Origin of the sequence: Paraburkholderia steynii, assembly GCF_900100565.1 — a bacterium.
In the GTDB taxonomy this organism is placed as follows: domain Bacteria; phylum Pseudomonadota; class Gammaproteobacteria; order Burkholderiales; family Burkholderiaceae; genus Paraburkholderia; species Paraburkholderia terrae.
Map to the genome: position 1 here is coordinate 123,157 of NZ_FNDI01000002.1, position 23,491 is coordinate 146,647.

22 protein-coding genes are annotated in these 23,491 nt (G+C 63.6%); 14 read left to right on the forward strand and 8 right to left on the reverse strand.

Annotation, left to right across the window (positions count from 1 at the left end; all coding sequences use genetic code 11):
- Positions 1-21 precede the first annotated feature (21 nt).
- The 5 genes from sctR to sctU are packed head-to-tail and all read right to left on the reverse strand — an operon-like array spanning position 22 to position 5,630.
- A complete protein-coding gene (sctR, locus tag BLT65_RS04515; protein WP_007579477.1) occupies positions 22-678 on the reverse strand; it encodes a type III secretion system export apparatus subunit SctR in 657 nt (218 codons plus the stop codon).
- Complete coding sequence (gene sctQ / locus BLT65_RS04520; protein WP_091775244.1) at positions 656-1,840, reverse strand: type III secretion system cytoplasmic ring protein SctQ; 1,185 nt, start codon at positions 1,838-1,840, stop codon at positions 656-658. Before sctQ ends, sctR begins: the two co-directional genes overlap by 23 nt.
- A gap of 18 nt (positions 1,841-1,858) precedes the next feature.
- On the reverse strand, positions 1,859-2,419 hold the full coding sequence (gene sctP / locus BLT65_RS04525; RefSeq protein ID WP_091775247.1) for a type III secretion system protein SctP: 561 nt from the start codon (positions 2,417-2,419) through the stop codon (positions 1,859-1,861).
- A gap of 8 nt (positions 2,420-2,427) precedes the next feature.
- Positions 2,428-4,512, reverse strand: coding sequence for a type III secretion system export apparatus subunit SctV (gene sctV / locus BLT65_RS04530; protein ID WP_091775250.1), 2,085 nt, complete (start codon positions 4,510-4,512; stop codon positions 2,428-2,430).
- Between the two features lie 44 nt (positions 4,513-4,556).
- Positions 4,557-5,630 carry a type III secretion system export apparatus subunit SctU gene (gene sctU / locus BLT65_RS04535; RefSeq protein WP_091776091.1) on the reverse strand — a complete coding sequence of 358 codons (1,074 nt, stop codon included), beginning with the start codon at positions 5,628-5,630 and terminating at the stop codon, positions 4,557-4,559.
- Positions 5,631-5,863: 233 nt separating this feature from the next.
- On the opposite strand from sctU, the gene BLT65_RS04540 reads away from it, so the two are divergent.
- The 10 genes from BLT65_RS04540 to sctC all read left to right on the forward strand — a co-directional run bounded on the left by BLT65_RS04540 (position 5,864) and on the right by sctC (position 15,449).
- Complete coding sequence (locus tag BLT65_RS04540) at positions 5,864-6,469, forward strand: HrpB1 family type III secretion system apparatus protein (RefSeq protein ID WP_091775253.1); 606 nt, start codon at positions 5,864-5,866, stop codon at positions 6,467-6,469.
- Between the two features lie 15 nt (positions 6,470-6,484).
- On the forward strand, positions 6,485-6,877 hold the full coding sequence (locus BLT65_RS04545) for a type III secretion protein (RefSeq protein ID WP_091775256.1): 393 nt from the start codon (positions 6,485-6,487) through the stop codon (positions 6,875-6,877).
- Complete coding sequence (sctJ, locus tag BLT65_RS04550) at positions 6,877-7,677, forward strand: type III secretion system inner membrane ring lipoprotein SctJ (RefSeq protein WP_091775259.1); 801 nt, start codon at positions 6,877-6,879, stop codon at positions 7,675-7,677. Before BLT65_RS04545 ends, sctJ begins: the two co-directional genes overlap by 1 nt.
- The gene (locus BLT65_RS04555) at positions 7,674-8,414 is read left to right on the forward strand and encodes a type III secretion protein HrpB4 (RefSeq protein WP_091775263.1); all 741 of its coding nucleotides are present in this window, start codon (positions 7,674-7,676) and stop codon (positions 8,412-8,414) included. Before sctJ ends, BLT65_RS04555 begins: the two co-directional genes overlap by 4 nt.
- Complete coding sequence (sctL, locus tag BLT65_RS04560; protein WP_091775265.1) at positions 8,399-9,163, forward strand: type III secretion system stator protein SctL; 765 nt, start codon at positions 8,399-8,401, stop codon at positions 9,161-9,163. The genes BLT65_RS04555 and sctL overlap by 16 nt, the downstream gene beginning before the upstream one ends.
- Entirely contained in the window at positions 9,163-10,560 is a 1,398-nt protein-coding gene (gene sctN / locus BLT65_RS04565) for a type III secretion system ATPase SctN (protein WP_091775268.1), read from the forward strand. The genes sctL and sctN overlap by 1 nt, the downstream gene beginning before the upstream one ends.
- On the forward strand, positions 10,557-11,054 hold the full coding sequence (locus BLT65_RS04570) for a type III secretion protein (RefSeq protein ID WP_091775271.1): 498 nt from the start codon (positions 10,557-10,559) through the stop codon (positions 11,052-11,054). Before sctN ends, BLT65_RS04570 begins: the two co-directional genes overlap by 4 nt.
- A complete protein-coding gene (gene sctT / locus BLT65_RS04575) occupies positions 11,051-11,908 on the forward strand; it encodes a type III secretion system export apparatus subunit SctT (RefSeq protein ID WP_091775274.1) in 858 nt (285 codons plus the stop codon). The genes BLT65_RS04570 and sctT overlap by 4 nt, the downstream gene beginning before the upstream one ends.
- Positions 11,909-12,152: 244 nt before the next feature.
- The gene (locus tag BLT65_RS04580; protein WP_091775277.1) at positions 12,153-13,607 is read left to right on the forward strand and encodes a helix-turn-helix transcriptional regulator; all 1,455 of its coding nucleotides are present in this window, start codon (positions 12,153-12,155) and stop codon (positions 13,605-13,607) included.
- A gap of 51 nt (positions 13,608-13,658) precedes the next feature.
- A complete protein-coding gene (gene sctC, locus BLT65_RS04585) occupies positions 13,659-15,449 on the forward strand; it encodes a type III secretion system outer membrane ring subunit SctC (RefSeq protein WP_091775280.1) in 1,791 nt (596 codons plus the stop codon).
- An 8-nt stretch (positions 15,450-15,457) separates the two neighbouring features.
- On the opposite strand, the gene BLT65_RS04590 is transcribed toward sctC, so the two are convergent.
- On the reverse strand, positions 15,458-16,702 hold the full coding sequence (locus BLT65_RS04590) for an NAD(P)/FAD-dependent oxidoreductase (RefSeq protein ID WP_091775283.1): 1,245 nt from the start codon (positions 16,700-16,702) through the stop codon (positions 15,458-15,460).
- A gap of 839 nt (positions 16,703-17,541) precedes the next feature.
- Between BLT65_RS04590 and BLT65_RS04595 the strand changes: the two genes are divergently transcribed.
- Positions 17,542-18,597 carry an acyltransferase family protein gene (locus BLT65_RS04595; RefSeq protein WP_091775286.1) on the forward strand — a complete coding sequence of 352 codons (1,056 nt, stop codon included), beginning with the start codon at positions 17,542-17,544 and terminating at the stop codon, positions 18,595-18,597.
- Between the two features lie 38 nt (positions 18,598-18,635).
- Here BLT65_RS04595 and BLT65_RS04600 read toward each other — a convergent pair whose 3' ends face one another.
- Positions 18,636-19,115 carry a CBS domain-containing protein gene (locus tag BLT65_RS04600; RefSeq protein WP_244186418.1) on the reverse strand — a complete coding sequence of 160 codons (480 nt, stop codon included), beginning with the start codon at positions 19,113-19,115 and terminating at the stop codon, positions 18,636-18,638.
- 316 nt (positions 19,116-19,431) lie between these two features.
- Between BLT65_RS04600 and BLT65_RS04605 the strand changes: the two genes are divergently transcribed.
- The gene (locus tag BLT65_RS04605; protein WP_091775289.1) at positions 19,432-20,181 is read left to right on the forward strand and encodes a glutathione S-transferase family protein; all 750 of its coding nucleotides are present in this window, start codon (positions 19,432-19,434) and stop codon (positions 20,179-20,181) included.
- A gap of 32 nt (positions 20,182-20,213) precedes the next feature.
- On the opposite strand, the gene BLT65_RS04610 is transcribed toward BLT65_RS04605, so the two are convergent.
- Positions 20,214-21,080: a LysR family transcriptional regulator gene (locus tag BLT65_RS04610; RefSeq protein WP_091775292.1), complete on the reverse strand. Its 867-nt coding sequence runs from the start codon at positions 21,078-21,080 to the stop codon at positions 20,214-20,216.
- A gap of 188 nt (positions 21,081-21,268) precedes the next feature.
- On the opposite strand from BLT65_RS04610, the gene BLT65_RS04615 reads away from it, so the two are divergent.
- Both BLT65_RS04615 and BLT65_RS04620 read left to right on the forward strand, forming a co-directional pair.
- Positions 21,269-22,267, forward strand: a complete 999-nt coding sequence (locus BLT65_RS04615) for an NAD(P)H-quinone oxidoreductase (protein ID WP_091776098.1) — start codon at positions 21,269-21,271, stop codon at positions 22,265-22,267.
- 347 nt (positions 22,268-22,614) lie between these two features.
- Positions 22,615-23,244, forward strand: coding sequence for a glycoside hydrolase family 19 protein (locus tag BLT65_RS04620; protein WP_091775295.1), 630 nt, complete (start codon positions 22,615-22,617; stop codon positions 23,242-23,244).
- Positions 23,245-23,491: the final 247 nt, after the last annotated feature.

Genomic DNA, 23,491 nt, shown 5'->3' on the forward strand with positions numbered 1-23,491 from the left:
GTAGTTGAAAAGGCGCGGCGCCTACCGGTAGCCGAGAATGAGGCCATGCATCAGCGTGGACCAGCCGTCCATCGCGACGAACAGCAGCAGCTTGAACGGAATCGCGACGTTGGTCGGCTGCACCTGGTTCAGGCCCATCGCCATCAGCACGTTCGCGATCACGAGATCGACGACGATAAAGCCGATGTAAAGCAGAAAGCCGATCTTGAAGGCGTCCGTGAGCTCCGTCAGCGTGAACGCGGGCGCGAGCACGATCAGGTCGGTGTCCTTCAACGCCTTCGCCTGCTGCGCGGGCCACAAGGCCGTCGCGGAGCGCAGGAAGAACTGCCGCTCGCGCGATTGCGCATGCGCTTCGAGGAAGGTGCGGAACGGCTCGCGCGCGGCGGCGATGCCCGCCGTCACGTTCTGCGTGACGTTGCCGGGCGCCTGGTTGGCCTGCATGCCCTGCATCGCGGAGAACGCGACGGGCGCCATGATGTACACGGAGACGATGATCGCGATGCCGTTGAGCACCATGTTCGGCGGCACCTGCTGGACGCCCAGCGCGTTGCGCAGCAACCCGAGCACGACGACGATCTTCATGTACGACGTCACCACCATCGCGATGAACGGGATCACGCTGATCGCCAGCACGACGATCAGCAGCCCGGTGATGTCACCTGTCTGAATCGCCGGCATAAGCCATCCTCGTGATACGTACGCCCAGATGTTCGCCGACACAGACGATCTCGCCATAGCCGACCGTTTGTCCATGCGTGACGAGACGCACGGGCGTATCGAGCACGGGCGCAGGCAGTTCGATCACATAGCCGGGCCGCAGCGCGGCGAGTTGCGCGAGCGGCAGCGCCACGCTGTCGATTTCGAATTGCACGGGCAGATCGAGCAGGCCGATATCGAGTGGTGCGTCTTCTGTGTCGTGCTGCCAGTTGTTGTGCGCGTCGGGCTCGGCCGTTTCGTCGAGTGTGGCCGCTTCGGTTTCGTGCAGCGCTTCACCGTCTCCTGGCAGCGTATCGGGCCATTCGGCCTGCAAGGGTTCTTCGTTCATGATGGGTTTCTCTTCTACAGTGACCTGCGTGCCGTCGATCACGACACGCGCATGAATGCGCCGCATGCCCGTTGCCGTCGCGCCCCACATGGCACGTGTGGTGAACGTGGCGCCGTGGCTCAACGCCTGCGCGACAGAAGGAGCGAAAGCGCGCAGCACGACGTCGCCGGGACGAAGCGACTGCAACGCGGCAAGCGGAACATGCCGGGCGCCGAGCGCGATCGACCCAGCGACGCAGATGGGCGATGCTGAAGCGAACATTTCCGTTGCATGACGTGACGGCAATGCGGCGAGCCGCTTATGCAGCACATCGAGCGTCGCGCCGGTTGCGCCGATCGACAGCCGATGCACGACGCCTTCATGCAGCAACGCGACGTCGAAGCGTTCGCCGCTCACAACGCCCGCAGGAACGCGTTCCACCGACGCCACGCGCCAGCGCCCCAGGCCCGCAGCCTGAAAGCGCTGCACGAGCGGCGCGAGCAGCGCGTTGGCGAGCGTGCTGCGCAATGCGTGCCGTGCGCGGTCGCCCGCGCTGGCCGCTACGATCTGCAACGCGGGATAGCGCGCGAGATCGAGATCGATATCGAGCGTGCCTTCGAGATGCGCGAGTACGATGCGGCCCGCTTCGTCGAAGATCGTGTCATGCGCGACAGAGGGCGCGATTTCGAGCGCATCGATGGCGCCGAGCAGGCGCAACGCATCGAGATGACGCGCATCGCACAGAATGCGGGCGGCACGCGCCGCATCGGGCGTGACGCGTCGCAGCTTCTCTGCATACGGATGTTCGGTAGACACAGTGGACAAAGGCGTGAGCTAGTGGATTGTCAGTTCGAGCATGCGTGCTTCGCCTTGGGAAGCGAGCAACTGGCGCAACTCGCGTTCGAGCAGGCCGGCATGATGCAAGAGTAGTTCGCGCGTGTCGGCGGACTCGACGTCGAAGCGAAGCAAGAGAACCGAAGGCGAAAGCGTCAGATGCAACTGCGTGCCGGGTAGCCGCTGCGGATCGATGCGCATGGCCACTTCCCAGTGGCCGGCCTGGCGGATCGCGGAATTCGACGCGAACTCGACGACATGCCGCGCGAGCACGTGCGCAAGTTCGAGCATCTGTTGCTCGCGGCGCAGCACAGCCGCGACCACACGCTGACTCGCGCTGCCGATGCGTTGCGCAAGCGACTCTTCCGCATGATGTTCGTGCTGAGCCTCGTCGTTGAGCGACACGGCGAGAAGATCGTCGGGCGACGGTTTGTCGTCGCGTCGCAAGAGCGCCGCGAAATCCGCGTGCCGTGCGCGCCGCATGCGCGCGCCCGCCGAAGCGGGCGAGGTCTGCGCGGGCGCTGCGATCACGCGCACGGGACGCGATGTGGTTCTCGACATGCGTTGCCTCAGGCCGTCACGTGGCCGATCGGCTGCAGTTCCAGATGCCCGCCCAGTTCCTGATACGAATAGACGGAGAGCCAGCCGAGCCGTCCTTCGATCATGCGCCGCACGTAGCGCCGGATATCCATCGACGTGACGAGCGCGATGCCGGGACGCGGCGCCAGCCCCGCGAACGACTCGATGCTATCGACCAGAAAGTTGATCTGATCCGGCGGCAGCGCGAGGTAATTGCCCGTCGGCGTCTGCTTGATCGCCTGGCGGATATGCTGTTCGACGGGCGCGTCAAGCAGGATCGCGGGCAGGATGCGGGCGCCGAGTGCGGCCCGATGCGCAAGAAAGCGCGCGAGATCGCCGCGTACGTACTCGGTCAGCATCAGCACGTCTTTCTCTTTCGGTCCCCACGCAATCAGGCTTTCCATGATGTTGCGGATATTGCGGATCGGGATCTGTTCTTCGAGCAGCCGTCGCAGCACATCGGCGATACGCTGCGGCGGCAGCACTTTTTGCACTTCGGCGAGCAGACCGGGATACTCGATGCCAAGCTGTTCCTGAATCCACTGCACTTCGTTGACGCCGAGAAAGAGCGACGCATTGCGCCTGAGCAACTGCACGCAGACATGCGCGATCACCTGTTCGGCGCGCCAGCCGGACGTCTTGTCGGCGAGCGTGGCTTCGTCGTGCCAGTAGCTCGGCTGCGTTGTGCCGTCGATCGGTTCGCGTTGCTCGCAGCGTTCGGCGAGCGCCTGCGCCTGCGTGTCGTCGGGCTGTGCTGCCAGCCGTTGCGGCAGGTCGGCGAGCAGAACCTTGTCTTGCGGCAGTTGGAGTGTGAAGGACGGCACGTCGTGCATCAGGAACTCGCAAGTGGACGGCGCGAGCTTCTCGCTGATCCACATGTGAATGCCCGGAAACGGCAAACCGAGTTCTTCTTGCAGCGAAGTGCGCTCGGTTTCGAATGCGTGATTGAGCCGGTCGACGGCGAGCCGTCCGCGCAAGTCCGGCGCAAGGCGTACGCCGAGCGCGCAGGAAAATGCGGGCGGCACGCTGGAAATAGCGGGCGTTTCGCTCTTCGCGCCGGCGCGCTGCATCGAACGCACGGCTTCGAGGTCTTCGAATGCACGCGATGAACCGCGTTTTTTCAGCTTCCATGCAGTGAAGCCGAGAATGCCGCTCAACACCAGAAACAGCGGCCACGGAAAGCCAGGAACGGCGGCGAACGCAACCAGCAGCAGCGCCGCGAAGCCGAGCGCGGGCGCGCTGCCCATCAATTGCTTGCCGATCTCCGCACCGAGCGAGCGGGGTTTCTCGTCGCGATCGTCGGCGACGCGCGTGATCATCACGCCTGCCGCAACGGACAAAAGCAGCGCGGGCAATTGCGCGACCATCGCGTCGCCGACCGAGAGGATCGAAAAACGGTTCGCCGCCTCGCCCGCCGTCATGCCGTGATACAGCACACCAACGGCAAGACCTGCGACGATATTGATCATCGTGATGATGAGACTCGCGACGGCATCGCCCTTGACGAACTTCATCGCGCCGTCCATGCCGCCATGCAGCGCGCTTTCGAGCGCGAGCGTCGCGCGCTTGTGGCGCGCTTCGTCGGCTGTCAGCAGATTGGCGCGCAGGTCGGCATCGATGCTCATCTGCTTGCCGGGCATTGCGTCGAGCGTGAAACGCGCGCCGACTTCCGCGACGCGCTCCGAGCCCTTCGCGATCACGATGAACTGCACCAGCGTGATGATGATGAACACCACCATGCCGACCACCAGATTGCCGCCTACGACGAGCTTGCCGAAGCTGTCGATGATGTCGCCCGCTTCCGCATGTAGCAAGATCGATTTTGTCGACGCGATGCTGAGCGACAGACGGTAGAGCGTGGTGAACAGCAGGATCGACGGGAACGCGGACAGCGAGACGACGCTCGGCACATAGAGCGTGATCATCAGCAGCGTGACGGCCGTGGCGATGTTCAGGCCGACGAGTATGTCGATCATGAAGAACGGCAGCGGCAGGATCATCAGCGAAACGATCGCGACGATCATCACGAGAATGCCGATCTCGCCGCCAGCGGGTAGTTTGAGTGTCTTGAGCATGAGCGTGTGTGGAGCGATGCGGAAGTGTGTAGCAGGGCGTGCGTTCAGCCGGACAGCGGCGGCGCCGCATCGGGTTCACGCGACAGGGCCAGCGAATCGACCCAGCGCAAAATCGCGGCGACGGCTTCGAACAGTTCATCGGGAATCGGCTCGTCGAGTTCGACCTTGTAGAGTGCGCGCGCGACGGGCGGATGGCCGACGATCGGCACGCCAGCGAACTGCGCGTCGCGGCGCATCTGCAGCGCCGCTTCGTCCATGCCCTTCGCGATCACCACGGGCAGCGGGTACTCGTCGGGCGCGTAGCGCACGGCCACCGCGTAGTGCGTCGGGTTGACGACCACCATGCTCGCGGTCGCGATCTTGCGCGGCGCGGATGTCGCCAGTTCGCGCGCGAGCCGCCGCCGCTCGCCCTTGATGATGGGATCGCCTTCGTCCTGCTTGAATTCGCGCTTGATCTCATCCTTGCTCATTTTCTTGCCGCGAATGAAGAGGAATTTCTGCAGCTTGAAATCGACGCCGCCGAACACGACATACAGCGCAGCCGCGACCGCAAGCAACCGGATCACGACAAAGCTCGCGAGCTTCGACAACTCGGGCAGCGACTGGAACAGCGAGCCGGTGACGAGCGGCAGCAACCCCGTGATGGTCTTCCACATCACGATGGCGAGCACGATGCCCTTGATGGCCATCTTCGCGAGTTCGAGCAGCGACTTGAGCGAGAAGATGCGCTTGATACCCGCGATCGGGCTGATGTTCTCGAACTTCAGGCCGACGGCTTTCATCGAAATCACGATGCCCGTTTGTCCGGCGAGCGCGGCGACGGCGGCGAGAATCGCGGCGCCGATCATCGGGAGCAACGCGCCTGCCATGCGCGAGCCGATCTGGTTCACCGCGAGTAGCAGCGTCGTCATGTCGTGCGGCCCGGCGACGAACTTCAGCGCAATCGAAATGCACGAGCGCAAGCCATCGACCATCTTGTCGCCCGTGGCCATCAGCATGCCGACGCCCACGGCCAGCAGCGCGCCGTCGACGAGGTCCGTGCTCTTCGCGACCTCGCCGTCCTCGCGCGCCTTGCGCAGGCGTTTCTCGGTTGGCTGTTCGGTTTTGTCGTCGCTCATCGGGCGCTCCTTTACGTGCTGGCGCAGTGTAGGGCGCTCGTCATAGCGGCCGTCCAGGCGACGCGAAGCCCCGGGCTCGAACGCGAAGCCGGGCAAAACAGCACGCGCGATGCGCCACCAGGTTCGCTTTCGCGCGACTCGCTTCGGTTGCAGCACGAGCATTGCGCCACCGGCTTGATACCTTGCGAAGCGATGACGCCCCGCGTCCTGTTTTCATCAAGAGGGTCCACGCCATGCTCGCGAAATCATCACAACCTGGGTCACTACCTGCTTCCTCTCACGCCGCGCCGAACTATCTGCAGTGCGGCGATGCAACCTTGAACGCGCTGATCGAGATTGCATCGGCGGGTCTGTTCCGGCATTTCCCGCAAGCCAGCGCCGACACGACCGACATCGAACTGGTGCTCGACGCGCTGCGCGCGTTCCGCCCGAAGGTGGCCGAGATCGACACGCTCGCGGGCGTGCTGCACATCGTCAACGGCCGCTGGGACGAGGCGTCGCGCACGCTGCGCGACGTGATCGACGCGGCGCCTGCGTTTGCCTATGCGAAGGCGATGTACGCATACTGCCTTGCGGCGCAGAAGGACGCGGGCTGGCGTCAATGGGCCGACCAGGCGCTCGAAGGCGAGGCGGGCCCGGAGACGCGCGCGCTGGTCCGTGCGCTCACCGTGCGTGCCGATCTCGAAGCCGCGCGCGCGAACCATCGCGGCGGCGAGTTCGTGTTGCCGGAGTCGTATCGCGATCTCGCCGAAGAGCAGGAGAACGCGCAGACAAAGACCGCGCGACAGCCTTCGGGCGATGCGCCCGCGTTCGCGTCGCACGCTTTCTTGCGCGCCTGATAAGAGGAGCCATTCATGTCGATCTCCACGATTGCAGAAACCGCCGTGCATGCCGCCGCCGAGGCCGCAAAGCCCGAGACGCTGCCGCAGATGCCCGCGCCCGAATCCGTCAGCCGTTTCGAAGACCTGATGCAGCAGCCGCTCGCCATGCCAGGCAACGACGCGACGCAGCATGCGGGCAGTCATTTTGTCGACGCGATCCGCAAGCAGGACGGCCAGATGGAGGCCGCGCTCGAACAGGTTGAAACACTGAGCGCGAACGCCGGATCGCTCACGCCGACGCAGCAGATCGGGGCGGCTGCGCAGGTTTCGCTGAACCTGTCGCTCGCGCAGTTCGATTTCCAGACCAAGATGGCCGTGGTGTCGGCGTCGAAGTCGTCGGCCGAAACGCTGATGAAGAACCAGTGATGAGCATGAGAACCCTGTCTCCGCTCGCGAAACGCATGCTGATGGGCGGTGTGTTGATCGCATGCGCGCTGCTCGCGGGCTGCAAGAAAGAGCTGTACACGGGCCTTGCCGAAGAGGACGTCAACGAGATGACAGTCGCGTTGCTGGAACGCGGTGTATCCGCCGACAAGAGCACGCCGGACGGCGGCAAGACCTATACGCTTCAGGTCGATGACGGCGACATGGTGCGCGCGATGCAGGTGCTGCGCGAAAAAGGCCTGCCACACAGCAAGTTCGACGATCTCGGCAGCCTGTTCAAGAAGGACGGTCTCGTCTCCACGCCAACGGAAGAGCGCGTGCGGTTCATCTACGGGTTGTCGCAGGAACTGTCGGGCACGCTGTCGCACATCGACGGCGTGCTGGTCGCGCGCGTGCAGATCGTGATTCCGAACAACGACCCGCTTGCGCAGACCATCAAGCCGTCGTCTGCAGCCGTGTTCATCAAGTACCGGCCGGGCCTCGAACTCGATGCGCTGGTGCCGCAGATCAAGAACCTCGTCGTGCATAGCGTCGAAGGGCTGTCATACGACCAGGTCAGCGTGACAGGCGTGGCGGCGGATCAGGTGGATATCGATAGCCGCGTGCCCGCGCATGCGCCCGTCTGGCCGTTCGTGTTGAGCGGGCTGTTCGCGTTGATGGTGGCGGGCATCGGCGTGGGCTATGCGTTTCGCGCGCGGCTAAGCGGGATCGTCGCGCCGCTCAGGACGAGCCTCGCGTCGCTCGCGCGGCGTTTGCCGGGACGCAGGCAGAAGTCGGCATGACGACAGCGATGGCTGCATCCGGTGCGATGGCACGGCAACGGTCGACGAACGAGCCGCGTCTCACGCCCGCCGACGCCACGCAGATTCTGCTCGGCTGGCAACGCAATGCGCGCAGCACTTTGCAGTGGCTGCATCGGGACTGGCTCGCGCTTGCACTGGGCATTGATCGAGAGACGCACAGCGAAGATGCGCTAACCGCACTGCGCGACCGATGTGACGAAGCATGTTCGATTGCCGTGTTGCGCGTGCTGCTGCCCGCGCCGCCGACGCTCGAAGCATTCAGTGCCACGCCCGCCACACGTCTCGACGCGCTGCCTGTCGAGACGGGCTTGCGCGTGCTGCGGATGCTGGCGCTGCTGGCGCGTCGCGCGGAGGTACGGCGTCTGGTCGATCGAACCACGCGCAAGCGCCTCGCGGAATGGATTGGTTGCCCGCTTGACGATCTGCTCGGCAAGGCGGCGCCTGAAGCGCCGTCGCTTGCCGATGCGAAGCGCGAGCGCGCCGGAACACGCGCGCTCGGCTCGCTCGATGCCGATGCGCTCGCGCTCGAAGGGTTGGCGATGCTGCCGCTTATGGACACGCACCCAATGATGCTGCGGCTCGCGCTGCCACGTGAACACGACGAGCAGGCCTTGGCGATCGCAAAGCCTTCGGAAGACGACTGCGAAGACGCATTCGCATTGCTGCGCGAGCGCATCGGCCCTCTTTTGCCGGAGTATGCATGGTTATCTGGCTAAGCCGTCCGCGCGAAGCACACGCGACCAGCAACACGCGCAAGGACAAGAGCGAGCCGCGCGTCGGCCTCGTTGGCGATATCGTGCCGCGCGAAACCTTCGGCATGCTCGCGACGATCGACGATGTTTACGGCCGCGTCGAGGCCGAACGCCAGGCGATTCTCGCCGCCGCACAGATCGAGCGCGAGCAGATGCTTCAAGCGGCGCGCGATGAAGCAAAGGCCCTCGTCGCATCGGCTGCGCGCGAGCGTGAAGCGGCGTCGGAACGAGGCTATGCGGAAGGCGTCGCGCGAGGCGAGGCGCAGTGGATCGAGCGCGTTGCGGCGTTAAGCGCCGACGCGCAGCGCCTGCAGAATGGTATGCGCAACCGGATGGCCGAACTCGTGATGCTTGCCGTCGAGCAACTGGTGCGCGCCGAAAGCGCGCAGGCGTTGTTCGCGCGGGCGACGGACACGATCGACCGCATCGTCGAAGGCTCGGCGAACTTGCGCGTGAGCGTGCATCCCGCCGATCTCGACGCGGCGCGTGCCGCGTTCGGCGAATTCGACGCGCGTCTGCGCATGCTGGGGAGGCCCGTGCCGCTTGCCGTAACAGCAGACCCTCGCCTGGAACCCGGCGCGTGCGTGTGCGAATCGGATCTGGGCATCGTGGATGCAAGCCTGTCGACACAACTCGATTCGATGCGCGCGGCAATCGTGCGGGCGTTGAATACCTCGCTGAAAACGCACAGCGCGCAAGCAGAGACACACTGATGAGCACCACGGCTTCGAAAAATCAACCGCAAGACCCGGCGCTGGCCGACGTATTCGGCCTGCACGAGCACGGCCTGCGCGAACTGGGCGGCGCGATCGAGCGCGAGATCCGCGCGCTGTTGCCCGTGCGCCAGACGGGCAAGATCGCCGAAGTGGTCGGCACGCTGATCAAGGTCGCGGGCATCGACCTGAAGCTCGGCGAACTGTGCGAGCTGCGCACACCGCAAGGCAAGCTGTTGCAGCATGGCGAAGTGATCGGCTTCACGCGCGAGCATGCCGTCGTGTCGCCGTTCGCGCAGTTGTCGGAAGTGTCGCGCGCGACGCATGTGATCGGCTTGCAGCGGCCCTTGTCGGTGCCTGTCGGCGATGCGCTGCTCGGCCGCGTGATCGATGCGCTCGGCCAGCCGATGGACGGCCGTGGCCCGATCGAAGCGGAAGACAGCCGGCCCATTTTCGCCGACCCGCCGAACCCGATGACACGCCGCATGATCGAGCATCCGATGGTGACGGGCGTGCGCGTGATCGACGCCATGACGACGCTCGCCGAAGGCCAGCGCATGGGCATCTTCGCGCCAGCGGGCGTCGGCAAGAGCACCTTGCTCGGCATGCTGGCGCGCGGCGCGCAATGCGATATCAACGTGATCGCGCTGATTGGAGAACGCGGGCGCGAAGTGCGCGAATTCGTCGAGCTGATTCTCGGTGAGCAGGGCATGGCGCGCTCTGTCGTCGTATGCGCGACGTCGGACCGTTCGTCGAGCGAGCGCGCGAAAGCAGCCTACGTCGCGACCGCGATTGCCGAGTACTTCCGCGACGAAGGCAAACGCGTGCTGCTGATGATGGATTCGCTGACGCGCTTCGCGCGCGCGGGCCGCGAGATCGGCCTTGCAGCGGGCGAGCCGCCCGCGCGGCGCGGCTTTCCGCCTTCCGTGTTCGCGGAGCTGCCGCGTCTGCTGGAGCGCGCTGGGATGGGTGAGCGCGGCTCGATCACAGCCCTCTACACGGTACTCGCCGAAGACGAGTCGGGCAGCGATCCGATTGCCGAAGAAGTGCGCGGCGTGCTCGACGGCCACCTGATCCTGTCGCGCGAAATTGCCGCGCAAAACCGCTATCCCGCCATCGACGTGCTCGGCAGCCTGTCGCGCGTGATGTCGCAGGTGATGCCGCGCGAGTTCATGGCATCGTCCGCGCGGCTGCGAAAGCTGCTCGCGAAGCATCGCGAGGTGGACATGCTGCTGCAGATCGGCGAATACCAGCCGGGCACCAATGCGCTCGCGGACGAAGCGATCGCGAAGATCGACGCGCTCAAGGCGTTCCTGTCCCAGCCGACGGACGCCTACGCGGACCCGGCTGAAACCGAGGCCGCGTTGCACGAACTTGCGCAGGGTGACGCACAATGAGCGCACCGAAACGGCAAATCGCCGCGTTGTCGCGCGCCGTATCGCGCCGTCAGCGCTCCGAGCAGGACTTGCGTGCGCGGCTCGCGCAACTCGTTGCGGCGCGCTTGCCATTGGTCGAAAACGAAGCGCAGGCGCGTGGGCATGCAGCGGAACTCGAAGCGCAGGCGCGTTCGTATCGCGAGCGCATCAGCGCGATGATGGCTGGCGCGGAACCGTTTTCGATCGATACGTTGACGGCGATCCGCCTGTACGCGGAAGAAGTCAACCGGCACCACGCGACGGCATGTGAAGCTGTGAAAGCCGCGCAACACGCGCTCATCGAGCACGACGCCGGAATCGCAAACACGCGCCGCGAGATCGCGAAGAACCGTGGCCGCATCGACTTGTGCGAAAAGCGCATCGGCATATTGCAGCGCGTGCTCGACGGCATCGCTGCCGACGCGGAAGACGAAGACATCGAGGAGACGGCGCTCGCGCGCCTTGCACGCGGATGAACGAGCTGTTGCAGTTTTACGGCCCCTGGTTGCTCAAGCACCTTGCCGTGCTCGGCGTCTGCTCGCTGCGGCTCTACGCGATCATGACGCTGTTTCCGCCCACCGCCGACGGCGTTCTGCAAGGCCGCTTGCGCAACGGTGTTGCGTTGAGCTTCTCGCTGTTCGTCGCGCTGGCGCAGCCGGAGTCGTTCGCCGATTCGCTGACGGGCTTCGCGCTGGTGATCACGAGCTTGCGCGAAACGCTGATCGGCGTCGTGATGGGTTTCGCGGCGGCGACGGTGTTCTGGGTCGCGGAAGGCGCGGGCATCTATCTCGACAATCTGACGGGCTACAACAACGCGCAATTGAGCAACCCGATGCTGTCGCAGCAATCCACACCGTCCGCGACGCTGCTCGGCCAGATCGCGACCGTTGCGTTCTGGTCGCTGGGCGGCATGCAGTTTTTGCTGGAGGCGCTGTACGAGTCGTATCGATGGTGGCCGGTTGCATCGACGAAGCCGATGTCGACAGATTTTCTCGCCGTGTTCGCGATGCATCAGACGGACACGCTGATGCAGACCATCGCGAAGCTCGCCGCGCCGATGCTGCTCGTGCTGCTGCTGATCGACCTCGGTGCGAATCTCGCGTCGAAGGCCGCGCAGAAACTCGATCTGAGCGCCTTGAGTCAACCGATCAAGGGCGCGGTGACGGTGCTGATGCTGGCCGTCTTCGCGGGGCTTTTCGTGCATCAGGTGCAGGACCAGCTCGACTTGCGGCTCTTCAAGGAGCAGGTCCGCGCGATCGCGCAGATGAGCGACCGTGACACCGACCTGAAGCCGGGCGCGCAGCCGCCTCGCAACGATGTGTCGCCGTGATGTCAGCGGCCCGCCTAGAGGAAAAGAAGTGAGCTTTGTTGAGGGTTCTTGTCTGCCGCGCGCGTCAAATCTCAACTTTGCTCAAGCCTCAACGGTTTCCTCTGATTATTGAGCTTTTCACATTTCTGCCTGGCTACAGTGCATTCCGTCAACGCGACGTCCGTAGCAAAAACGTCGCAATCGTTTCAACGCGCTCACGCAGCGTCGCCCCGACTGCTGCGCGAGCCTTACGACGGAATCAGCCATGCTCGTTACCTACTACTTCCCGTATGTGTCGATGCTCAACGCAGCGTCGGTGCCTTCCAGCGTCGTCGACCTGATCCGCAACGGCCATGTGCATGCCGCGGCGGCGAACGTGCAGCGGCTCGTCGATAGTCACGACGATGCGCCGCCCGCCACGCTGCTGCAGTTGCAGGGCGATCTGCAACTGTCGCTCGGCATGGAGGTCGATGCTGACGACTCCTACCGCGAAGCGCAAAAGCGCATGCGCGACGACAAGGACGGCATGCGCTTCGCGTCGTGCCGCAACGCGGGCTGGCAGGCGCTGTTCCGTTACCGCTACGGCACCGCGATGTCGTGCTTCATGCAGATCGCCGATCATCCGCTGGCGAGCGTGGCGCTGCGGCTCGATGCGCTGTTCGGCGCGTTCGGCGTGCTGTTCAGCGTGGGCCGTCTGCGCGATGCGGATGCCGTGCTCGATACGCTCGAAGATCTGCTCGACGAAGCGACGTCGGACGGCGCGTTTCATCAGGCCGACGGCTGGCAGCGTCTGTTGAGCACGGTGCGCTTCGACGTCGAAGCGCAAAGCACGCTGCGCTCGCGCGCGGCGCTGTCCGATCACATCTACTGGCAAGTCGGTCTGACGGGCGACGCCGCGCCGCGCGTCGCGCCGCAACGGCCCGCCGCGCTGCGCTTGCTGACAGGTGCGATTGAAGACCAGTTGCTGCGTGGGCGCGTCGAGTTTCTCGATGGGCTTGCGCGATTGGCGGGCGGCGAGCGCGACCCGCAGCAGCAGATCGTCGCGCATGCGGAGTGGGCGGGCAAGCAGGGCATCCAGAACTATCAGAGCGCGGTGCGTATCGAGATCGTGCTCGCGAGTCTTGCGGGCGGTGTTTCGTCGCTGGCCGAGTCGGTGCTTGTGTTGCTGACGGCCGAGGTGCGCATGCCGCAGAGCCATCGGCAACTGGAGTATCTGTATTGCCTCGCGAAGCTGCGCCATCTGCAGGGGCGCAGCGGCGAATCGCTGGAGGTGTACACGCGCTATGCGCTGGCCGCTGTCAATTGCATTCGCGACGAAGCGGGCGCGCTCGCGCGCTACGGCCAGCGCATCGCGCGCGCGCCGGAACAGCTCGACGACATCGGCACGCGGCTGCCTGCGCGTTACCGGCGCGCCTATCGCTATCTGCTCGACAATCTGGAGCGCAAGGACCTGTCGATCCGCGAAATTGCCGCGCAGATCGGCGTGACGGATCGCGCGCTGCAGAGCGCGTTCAAGACGAGCCTCGGCTCGACGCCGACCGAGATCATCCGCCGCCTGCGCATGGAGCGCATCCGCGCCGAACTCGAAGCCGACGACAGCGCGCACGAGCAAGGCATTCTCGCGACAGCCGTGAAGTGGGGCGTCAGCAACCGCTCGACGCTCGTCAACAGCTACCGCCGCGAATTCAACGAATCGCCTTCGGACACGCTGAACCGCTGAGATCCTTTCGAGACCATTCCGCCAGAACCACACCTATATCGAGCGTCGATCATGAAACTCACATTCCGTCACCGCGCGATCGCGGCCGCCCTGCTGATGATGGGCCTGAACGCGGGCCATGCCGCACCGATCACGTGGCGGCCGGGCGAAGTGCATATTTCGGTGGAAAGCCGCGACCTGAAAGACGTGTTGCGCGACTTCGCGGCGAGCCAGGGCATCATCGCGACGATTGCGCCGAACGTGCAGGGCACCGTGTCGGGACGCTTCGATCTGCCGCCGCGCAAGTTCATCGACACGATGGCGGCAACGTTCGGCTTCGTGTGGTTTTACGACGGCAGCGTGCTGTCCATCAGCACAGCCGACGACGTGACCACCAAGGTCATCAAGCTCGACTTCGCGGGCACGCAGAGCCTGCGCTCGACGCTCAAGCAGATCGGGCTCGACACCGACCGCTTCCCGATCGTGTACGACCCGGAGCAGGGCGTCGCGCTGATCACCGGGCCGCATCGGCTGATCCAGCTTGTCGACGAGGTGGCCGCGCGCCTGGACCAGAACGCGAACCGCCGCACGGGCAGCGAAGTGCGGGCGTTCCCGTTGCGCTACGGCTGGGCGGCGGATCATACGATTACCGTGAATGGCAAGACCCAGGTCGTGCCCGGCGTCGCGCATGTGCTCGCGAGTCTCTATCACCCGGATCGGGACAGCGATCAGCAGGGCACGTCGCGCGCATCCGCCGACGGCACCGCGAACCTGCAACAGGTGAGCCCGTATGCGGACGTGCAAGGCGGCACGAATGGCGGCTCGCCCTACAACAACAGCGGCGTGAATCCGCCGCTGCCCGATGTGTTTGCAGGCGTGGCGGCGGCAGGCGGCGGGCCGGTTGCGATGCCGGGCGTGGGCGGCACGGCGGGCGGCGCATCGGGCAGCGGTCCGCAGAGCGCGGGGCGCGGGGCAACGGCGGCCGTGCCGGACGGCGCGGGCTCGCTGCCCGTCATCCAGGCCGACGCGCGGACCAACTCGGTGTTGATCCGCGATCTGCCTGATCGCGTCGGCCAGTATCAGCAACTGATCGACCGGCTCGACGTGAAGCGCAGGATGGTCGAGATCGAAGCGCACATCATCGAAATCGACGACGGCGCGTTGAAACAACTGGGCGTCGACTGGCACGCGCATTCGAGTCACGTCGATTTTCAGACGGGCAGTGGCAGTGCCAACGCGAACAACTTCAACGGCAATGTGAGCCCGACGTTTTCTTCGCTCGACACAGCCGGCAATCTCGTCGCCACCGCGACGCCTACGGGCGGCTCGCTCACGGCCGTGATCGGCGACGCGAGCCGCTATCTGCTGACGCGTATCGACGCGCTGGAGCAAAACAACCTCGCGCGTATCGATGCGAGCCCGAAGGTCGCAACGCTCGACAACGTCGAAGCCGTGATGAACAACAAGACGCAGTTCTTCATTCCCGTTTCGGGCTTTACGTCGAGCAATCTGTTCAGCGTGCAGGTCGGCAATACGCTGCGCGTGCTGCCGATGGTGGTCGATTCGAACGGCGCGCAGCAGATCAAGCTGCAGGTTCACGTCGAAGACGGCCAGCCGACGGGCGGCAGCGTGAAGGACATTCCCGAAATCCGCACCAGCGAGATCGATACGGAAGCCGTCGTTGCCGAAGGGCAGAGTCTGCTGATCGCCGGTTACCGGATCGACAGCGATTCGAATCTGAATACGGGCGTGCCTGTGCTGTCGAAGATTCCCGTACTCGGCGCACTGTTCCGCTCGCGCACGCATCAGAGCAGCCATATGGAACGGCTCGTGTTGCTGACGCCGCGCGTGATCGAATTCTGAGCGTGGGTTCAGTCCGCGCCACGGACGGTGTAGGGCGGCGCCTGCACGACGGGCGCCGCCGCTTGCAGGATGTCTTCACGCCGCTTCGTGCTGGGCGGATAGATGCGCTCGCAATTGATCGTGCGCTTGGTCTGTTTCGCGGCTTCGCCTTGCGACGCGAGGCGGCGCTCCCAGCCTTCCGTGTAGACGGCGCCCCACGGGCCGAGATCGAGAATGGTCGTGTACCAGTCGATGCATAGCGGCAGCATCGCGAGGCCCAGCAGGTCGCAGACGGCATTGTGGCCCGCGTGGCGTCCCATCGGGCGGCTGTGCTGGCAGGACATCACGGATGGGCGCTTGCCGTCGATCAGGATGCGCGCGCAATCGCCCGCTGCGAATACGTCGGGCACGCTGTCGACGCGCAGGAACGCATCGACGGGAACGCGTCCGAATGCGTCGAGCGACACGGGGAATTGCGCGGTCAGCGGACTGGCGCGCATGCCGCCGCACCAGACGACGGTCGCGGCGTCGATGTGTTCGCCGCCCGTCAGTTGCACGCCGTCGCGTGTGACAGTTTCGAGCGACACGCCCGGCCGAAGCTCGACGCCTTGCGCGCGCAGCGCTTCTTCGATCACTGGCTGCGCGCCGCCCATCGCCTGACCGATCTTCGCGGAGCGGTCGGCGAGAATCACGCGCACCTCGGCGCTTGCTTTGTCGCCGACGATGCCGCGCAGCCGCGCCGGTAATTCGGCGGCGAGTTCGACGCCCGTCAGGCCTGCACCAACTACGATCACGGTGTAGCGTCCCGGCGCCTCGGGCCTTTCTGGCAAGGCGAGCAGATGTGCGTGGAGCTTCGAGGCGCCGTCGAATGTATCGACGTCGAATGTGAACTCGTGTAGACCGGGAATGGCCGGACGCGCCAGCTCGCTTCCCGCCGCCAGGATCAGGCGGTCGTAGCCGAGCCATTGTGTAGATGAATTGCCGGATTCGAATCCGACGCGACGGTTTGGCAGATCGATCGAGCGGACTATGCCCTGAATCCGTCGCACGCCTGCTGGATCGAGCACGTCGGCAAGCGGCACGAGCGTGCTGTCGAGTGGCTGCTCGTAGTTGCGCACGCGAATGCTGTGAAACGGCGTGCCATTGATGACGACGACCTCCACCTGATCCGCCGGCATGCGCAGTTCGTCGAGCTTGCGCGCCGCGCCCAGCGCGCTCCACAGCCCGGCAAAGCCGGCGCCGATCACTACGATCCGCTTCGTGTCCGTATCCATGTCGGGCGTGCTCCTTGGACCAGGATTAACCGTTGTAAGGTGGCGCGAATTCGAGTGTAGTTGGCTCAGGGGATGACCGCTGGAATTTTCTTCTGGATGGTTGGGGCGCCGTGGGGCGGATGGGCGTCGGGACAGCGCGCTGCTGCGCTGCTGCTTGCGTCGGCATACCGCCAGGTCGCCTTTCCGATAGTAAGCCTCGCTGGCGCGAGTCCATCAATCGTATGTGCGCGCGCGAGCGGTTGAATCCGCACTCAACGCGTGCGCGTTTCCCAGGTAACAGACACTGAGACACTGCCAACCGACAATGATGTCATTGGTTGCGTATGAATCTATCTGCATACAAACACCTGCGTCCGGTAATTTTTGCGTTTCCCGTCGAGCTTCTGTGCGGCGCCTAACAGTGGCGTCTTCGCGTGGACATTACCATCACCAGGAGTGGACGGTCGCGCACCATTATTTGTGGCCCGTCTGCCGCTTTATGTGTTGGACCTCGCGCTGATTCGACTTCGATACGCTCCATGTTCGGGTTCGTTGGTACCGCGATCGCAAGACAGAATTGGACGCTTCGGGTGGAATACCGCCGTCTTCAATTACAAACTCCAGTTCAAGCGATGAAACGATCGCGCATCCGGATCGCGCGAGCGTTTCGTTTGCGCAGATGTTTCTCTCGACGGAGACACACGGAGGCGGCGATGCACCGATTTGACGATGCAAGACTTCGTAAGGAACACCGGCAAAGGCACGATACCCCCGGCGATCTGGTGATCGCTGCGACGTATCGCGGGCCTCCTCGCGCCTGGAGTACAGCCAGGTACGGTTTACTCATCAACGGGTGAGCGATGCGCAGGCTGAATTCAATAAGAATCCTTCGCGCAGTGACAGCGACAACTGTCGTCGTACACCATGTCCTGATACAGGACGGTCGGGTGTTCGGTGAATTCCGCGTCGACGTATTCTTCGTACTGAGTGGCTTTGTGATCGCACTCGCGCTCGAAGCCGGCACGACCAGCGTGCGCGACTTCATCGCAAGCCGCCTCGTGCGGATCGTGCCGCTCTATTGGCTCGCGACGTTGCTGGTGTTCTTCGGCGCGCTGCTTAGGCCCGATCTCTTCAATTCGACGACTGCCAACGTCCCGGAGCTGCTGAAGTCGCTCTTTTTCATTCCGTACAGGAAAGCGAGCGGCCACATGTTCCCGATGCTGTTCGTCGGATGGACGCTGAACTACGAGATGCTGTTCTACGCGACGTCGGCGTTTGCGCTGTGGCGGTTCCGGGGGCATGTCCAGTTTGTATTCGCGGCGATCACGCTGATGCTCGCCGGGGCGTTTCTGATTGCGAGTCTCGCGCATTCGAACCGGGCGATCGTCGAATTCCTCGCCTACACCCGGTTGCTCGAATTCCCGTTAGGCATCGCCGTATGGTTCGTATGGAGGAAAGGGCTACGCATTCCAGTCCCGCTGGCTGCGTTCGGGGCCATCGCGATGTATGCGCTGATGACCTGTATCGAACGGGTATGGCCGGACGTCCCCCCGCTTGTGGGAAATGGCGTGCCGACCTGTCTGCTGCTGATCAGCACGCTGAGTCTCGAAGGCCTCGTGGTAGACAGCGCGCTCACGCGCGGATTGCTGTATCTGGGCGATGCGAGCTATGCGACCTATCTCAGCCACCCGTTCGTCATCGAGGCGATGCGCAAGCTCGTTCCTAAAGTCGTGCATGGTTTCGATGTGCGTTCGCCAACGGGAGTGATTATCGCGATCGTGGTGGCTTCAGTGGTGGGTTGCCTCGTCTATCGCTACATTGACAAGCCCTTGCACCGCGCGATCGGGCGCCTGATTAAAGTCAAGCGCGTCGTCAATCCGCCTGCGAGTGAGGAAGCGCCTTGTCGTGTGACTTGAGCGTGGGTTGGTTGCCACGCCTGGTCGCGCGCGAATGGTCAATAGGCACCGCCCGTATCGATGGTCAGGTAGAGCATGTCGTGTTCGAGAATGCTGATGAAATGTTCGTCTTCCTGAATCAGTTCTTCGAGCACGTCACTGTTGGATAGCACGCCGATGACCTTTCCGGAATCGATCACGGGCAGATGCCGGATCCTTCTTATATGCATCAACGCCAGACACTGTTCACAAGTGTGCTCGGGCGTGACGTAATACACCTGGGTAGTCATGATGTCGCCCACCGTCGTCCCGGCGGCACTGCGGCCGGCCAGTTCGACCTTGCGGGCGTAGTCGCGCTGCGACAGGATGCCGACAAGATTGCTGCCCTGCAACACCAGCACGGTGGTGACATCCTCGTCGGCCATCAGATGCAGCGCCGTTAGCACGGCGTCCGCGGGGCCGACCGAAATCACGTTCCGAGGGTTCTCGGACAGAATTTGCCGAGCGGTCTTTCTCTCCTTTTTCATGATCGTCTCCATTAGAGAACGGACGTTTGCGCGCGCAGGTGCCATCAATCTGCGTACGTGCCTGTCCATTTTTCAACTATGGTTGATTCAAGTGTAGTCCGCTTCGTGGGCGTGCGGATTCGGTGCGGTTCGAGCCGCTCGTTCGCATTCTTCAACCGTTCGTTTTCTGTTCAATCTACGTAAATTGCCGCTGGTGCGACGTTGTCGCGAGGTTCAGACTGATGGGTCTGAGCGGCCTGAAAGGCCAATTGGTCGGCGCTGCACGTTTGGACGGGCAAAAACATCCGTCCATATCGGTCAACGCGGTCCGTCAATCAAGGGGGCCAGGATGCGCAAGCTGTTCTTCACGACAGGATCGCCTTTCGCCCGTGCCGTCCGCATCGTGCTTGTCGAGAAGGGACTCGATTTCGAGCGTGAGGAGACCTTTACGACGCCCAGCGTCGAAGAGCGTGCGAAGGTCGCGCCGACCCTTCAGGTTCCTACCCTGGTAGACGGCGACCTGACGCTTTGGGATTCATCGGTGATCATCGACTACCTCATGTCCAGCTATCCAGGCGTGCCCGCGCCGGAGGGTATGGACCCGCTGGCAAGTGACTATGTGCGCGCCACGCAAAGTTGGCACGACAAACTCGTTCTGGCGACGTTACAGACGTTCGGCGTGTCGACGACGATGGTGTCGCAACTGCAATGGTCCGGGGTCAGGCATGAAGAAAATGTTCATGCGGCGCGATGCGCCATGCGCAACCAGTATCTGCTCGACTGGTTCGAGACTCAGCTTGTCGGCGCTGACGGCGCTTTCGTCCCCGGCGTGATGTCGGCTCAGGACATCTTGCTCACCTGCATCTGTCAGTTCATTGAAACACGCCCGTTGCGATTGTCCTGGCGTGCTGCTGGCCGACCCAAACTCGCGTCGCTGGTCGCTCGAATGGAAAGACGCCCCTCGTTCCAGCAGGAACCCGTACTTTGGTGGGAGCCCGGCGTGACGTATGCCACTGCCGCCGAGGTGGAATGGGCAAGACATAAAACCATTCATGATGGGCCCAGCTTCAGCGAATGGTCATCGGGGTCTGAAAGCTGAAGTAATGGACGACACGTGCAGCGCATGCGCTGCTATCGATCGAACGCCAAGACGATCTCGTCGATCGTCACGCGGATACGCGCGGTGTGTCGCAGATCCTGATGCGTGACGAGCCAGATTTCATACCGCGCGTCGTTTGAGCGGTCCGGCCAGATTCGCACGAGGCCGTCGCGTTCGGCCATCGGCACGGGTAGAGGGCTGATGCCGAGCCCGGCTCTGAGCGCCGCGCGCAACGTCAGGTTCGTGTTCAGGCGCGCGACGATGCGGCCGTCCGTCAGCGGTTCCCCGAGAAATTCCGGCGCGCGAGCCTTGGCAAAATACGGCTGGTAGACCACGAGATCGTGTCCCGCGAATCGCTCGCCCGGCGCCGGTTCGCCATGGCGCCGCAGATACTCCGGCGACGCGAACAGTCCCACTTCCCAACTCGCCACGCGGCGGGCAAGAAGATCCGGATTGCGCGGCTTGACGGTCCGGATCGCGATGTCGGCTTCGCGCTTCGCGAGATTGAGCACCTGGGTCGTCGTGTCGAGCATCACCGATACGTCGGGATGCTTCATATGCAGGCGCTCGATCGCCGGCATGACGAACTCCTGGGCAAGCGCATCCGTCGTCGAGAGCTTCACCTCGCCGGCGAGGCGCTTGTCCACGCCTTGTGCGTGGCGGACGAGATCGTGCGCGGACTGTTCCATCGCCTCGGCGGCGCGGATCGCGATCTTGCCGACGGGCGTGAGCTCATATCCGCCCGATGTGCGCAGGAACAGCGTCGCGCCGAGCGTGTGCTCGAGCGCGGCAAGCCTGCGGCCCACCGTTGCCTGATCGATGTCGAGCGAGCGGGCGGCCGCGCGCAAGGTCCTTTCCCGATGGAGCGCGACGAAGATGCGCGCGTCGTCCCAGTTCATATCGCCTCCCGCGTGATGCAAATTTGCATCATACGATCGGCAATTCGCTGCGGGTCAAAACCCGGCTGCGCCGCTACACTTTTTTCAACGGATGCAGCGATTCAGCAGGTTGACCGAATCCGCGGCGCATCTGGCATTTTGAAAAGGATGAAGTCGTGTCACACGAAACCAAAGCGATTCCCGCGGCGATGACCGCGATCGATATTACGCAGCCGGGCGGCCCGGATGTGCTCGTGCCCGTCGAGCGGCCCGTTCCGACACCCGCCGACGACGAAGTGCTGATCCGCATTCATGCCGCCGGCGTAAACGGTCCTGACGTGATGCAGCGCAAGGGCTTGTACGATCCGCCGCCGGGCGCGTCGGACATTCCCGGGCTCGAAGTTGCGGGCGAGGTCGTGTCCGTCGGGCGCGGCGTGACGCGATTCGCGGTCGGCGATCTCGTCTGCGCGCTGGTCCCGGGCGGTGGCTACGCGGAGTATGCGGTCGCGCACGAGAGCAACACACTGGCGATTCCCGACGGTCTCTCGGTGGTCGAAGCGGCCGCGATGCCCGAAACCTTTCTGACGGTATGGCTGAACCTGTTCCAGCGCGGCAATTTTGCAGCAGGCGAAAGCGTGCTGATCCACGGCGGCGTATCCGGCATCGGCACCACCGCGACGATGCTCGCGAAGGCATTCGGCGCATCGAAGATCATCACGACGGTCAGCTCGGACGCGCAGCGTGACGCGAGCATGGCGCTCGGCGCCGATGTCGCAGTTGATTACCGGAACGAGGATTTCGTCGAGGCGGTCATGCGCGAGACGGGCGGCCGCGGCGTGGACGTGGTCGTCGATATCATTGCGGGCGACTACGTCGCGCGGAACTACGCGGCGGCCGCGATGAATGGGCGCATCGTGCAAATCGGCATCATCAAGGGCCCCGCGCCATCACTCGACCTGTTCCCGATGCTGGCGAAACGCCTCACGCACATCGGCTCGACGTTGCGCTCGCGCACGCATGAGGAAAAGGCGGCGTTGATCGAGGATCTCGAACGAAAGGTGTGGCCGCAGATTCGAAGCGGCGCGGTGAAGCCCGTGATCTATCGAACCTTCGATCTCGACGATGCGCGCGGCGCGCATGCGCTGATGGACTCGGGCGTGCATATCGGCAAGATCGTGCTGATGACGCGGGCGGCGAGTACGGTCTGATGCGCGGCGGCGGCGCGTAGTTGGCGCGCTGCACGTCGGCACGCTCGCGCGTGCCGACGTGACGGGTGTATGCCAGGTCAGCGTCCAGGCGATAGCGGTCGTCCCAGCCCGCGTATGCTCCACACTGAACAGATAATTCGCCCCGGCAGCCGGAACCCGCATTGAGCCGCTGACTTCTGCGTTCATATGTTGGGGCTCGCACACAACCATTCTTGCTTTCAATTGGCTCACAAACTATCTTCGATTTCACAATGAAAGGTGGCACTCTGCATTGCCGGCAATCACGCTTCGTTAGCTGAAGCACTCACCGGCATCCACCGTGCAATCATTTGCGTATCGGAGGAACCATGTTGGATGCCAATTCCCTCAAGCGTGCCTTCCCGCGCTGCGGCGATCCTGTTGGCTGGGCGGCCAGCCTGAATGCTTCACTGCCGAAATTCGGCATCGATACGCCGGATCGCATTGCAAGTTTTCTTGCGCAAACGGGCTACGAATCGGGACAGTTCAACAGACTCGAGGAGGCACTGGGCTATACGGCCGCGCGTCTCATGAAGGTCTGGCCAAAACGGTTTCCTGATGAAGCTGCCGCAGCGCCCTATGCGGGGAATCCGATCAAACTCGCGAACTTCGTCTACGCCAACCGCATGGGCAACGGCAATGTGCAAAGCGGAGACGGCTATCTTTTTCGCGGACGAGGCATTATCCAGCTTACCGGGCGCAGCAACTACGAGGCGGCTGGAAAAGCCATTGGCGTGAAACTCGATGAGCAACCCAACTTGCTCACGAAGCCGGAAAATGCGTGCGCGGCGGCCGCCTGGTATTGGCAAAGTCGCGGTCTGAATGAACTCGCGGACGATCGCACCGACGACAACGACCTCGAAGATTTCAAGGAAATTACCCGTCGCATCAACGGGGGCATCATCGGACTCAACGATCGATTTGCATTGTTCAAGCAAGTTCTCTCCGTACTTCATTAAGGGAATGACTTTGGATCCCATTCCGGCCTTCTGCTTTTCTTTGTTCTTGCATCTCGAAGAGAAAGGCGGCGTGTCGACAGGCAACGCATGTACCTTGGGGAACCGAACGTGAAAGAACCACGGCACTTTATCCACTACATTCCGCGGCGGGTGGTCGTGAATTTTCCTCGTGACCCTCGCGCACTATGGTTCGCTGATGCGCAACATGCGTCCGCAGGTTTCCGAAGACCCGTATTTCACAAGACGC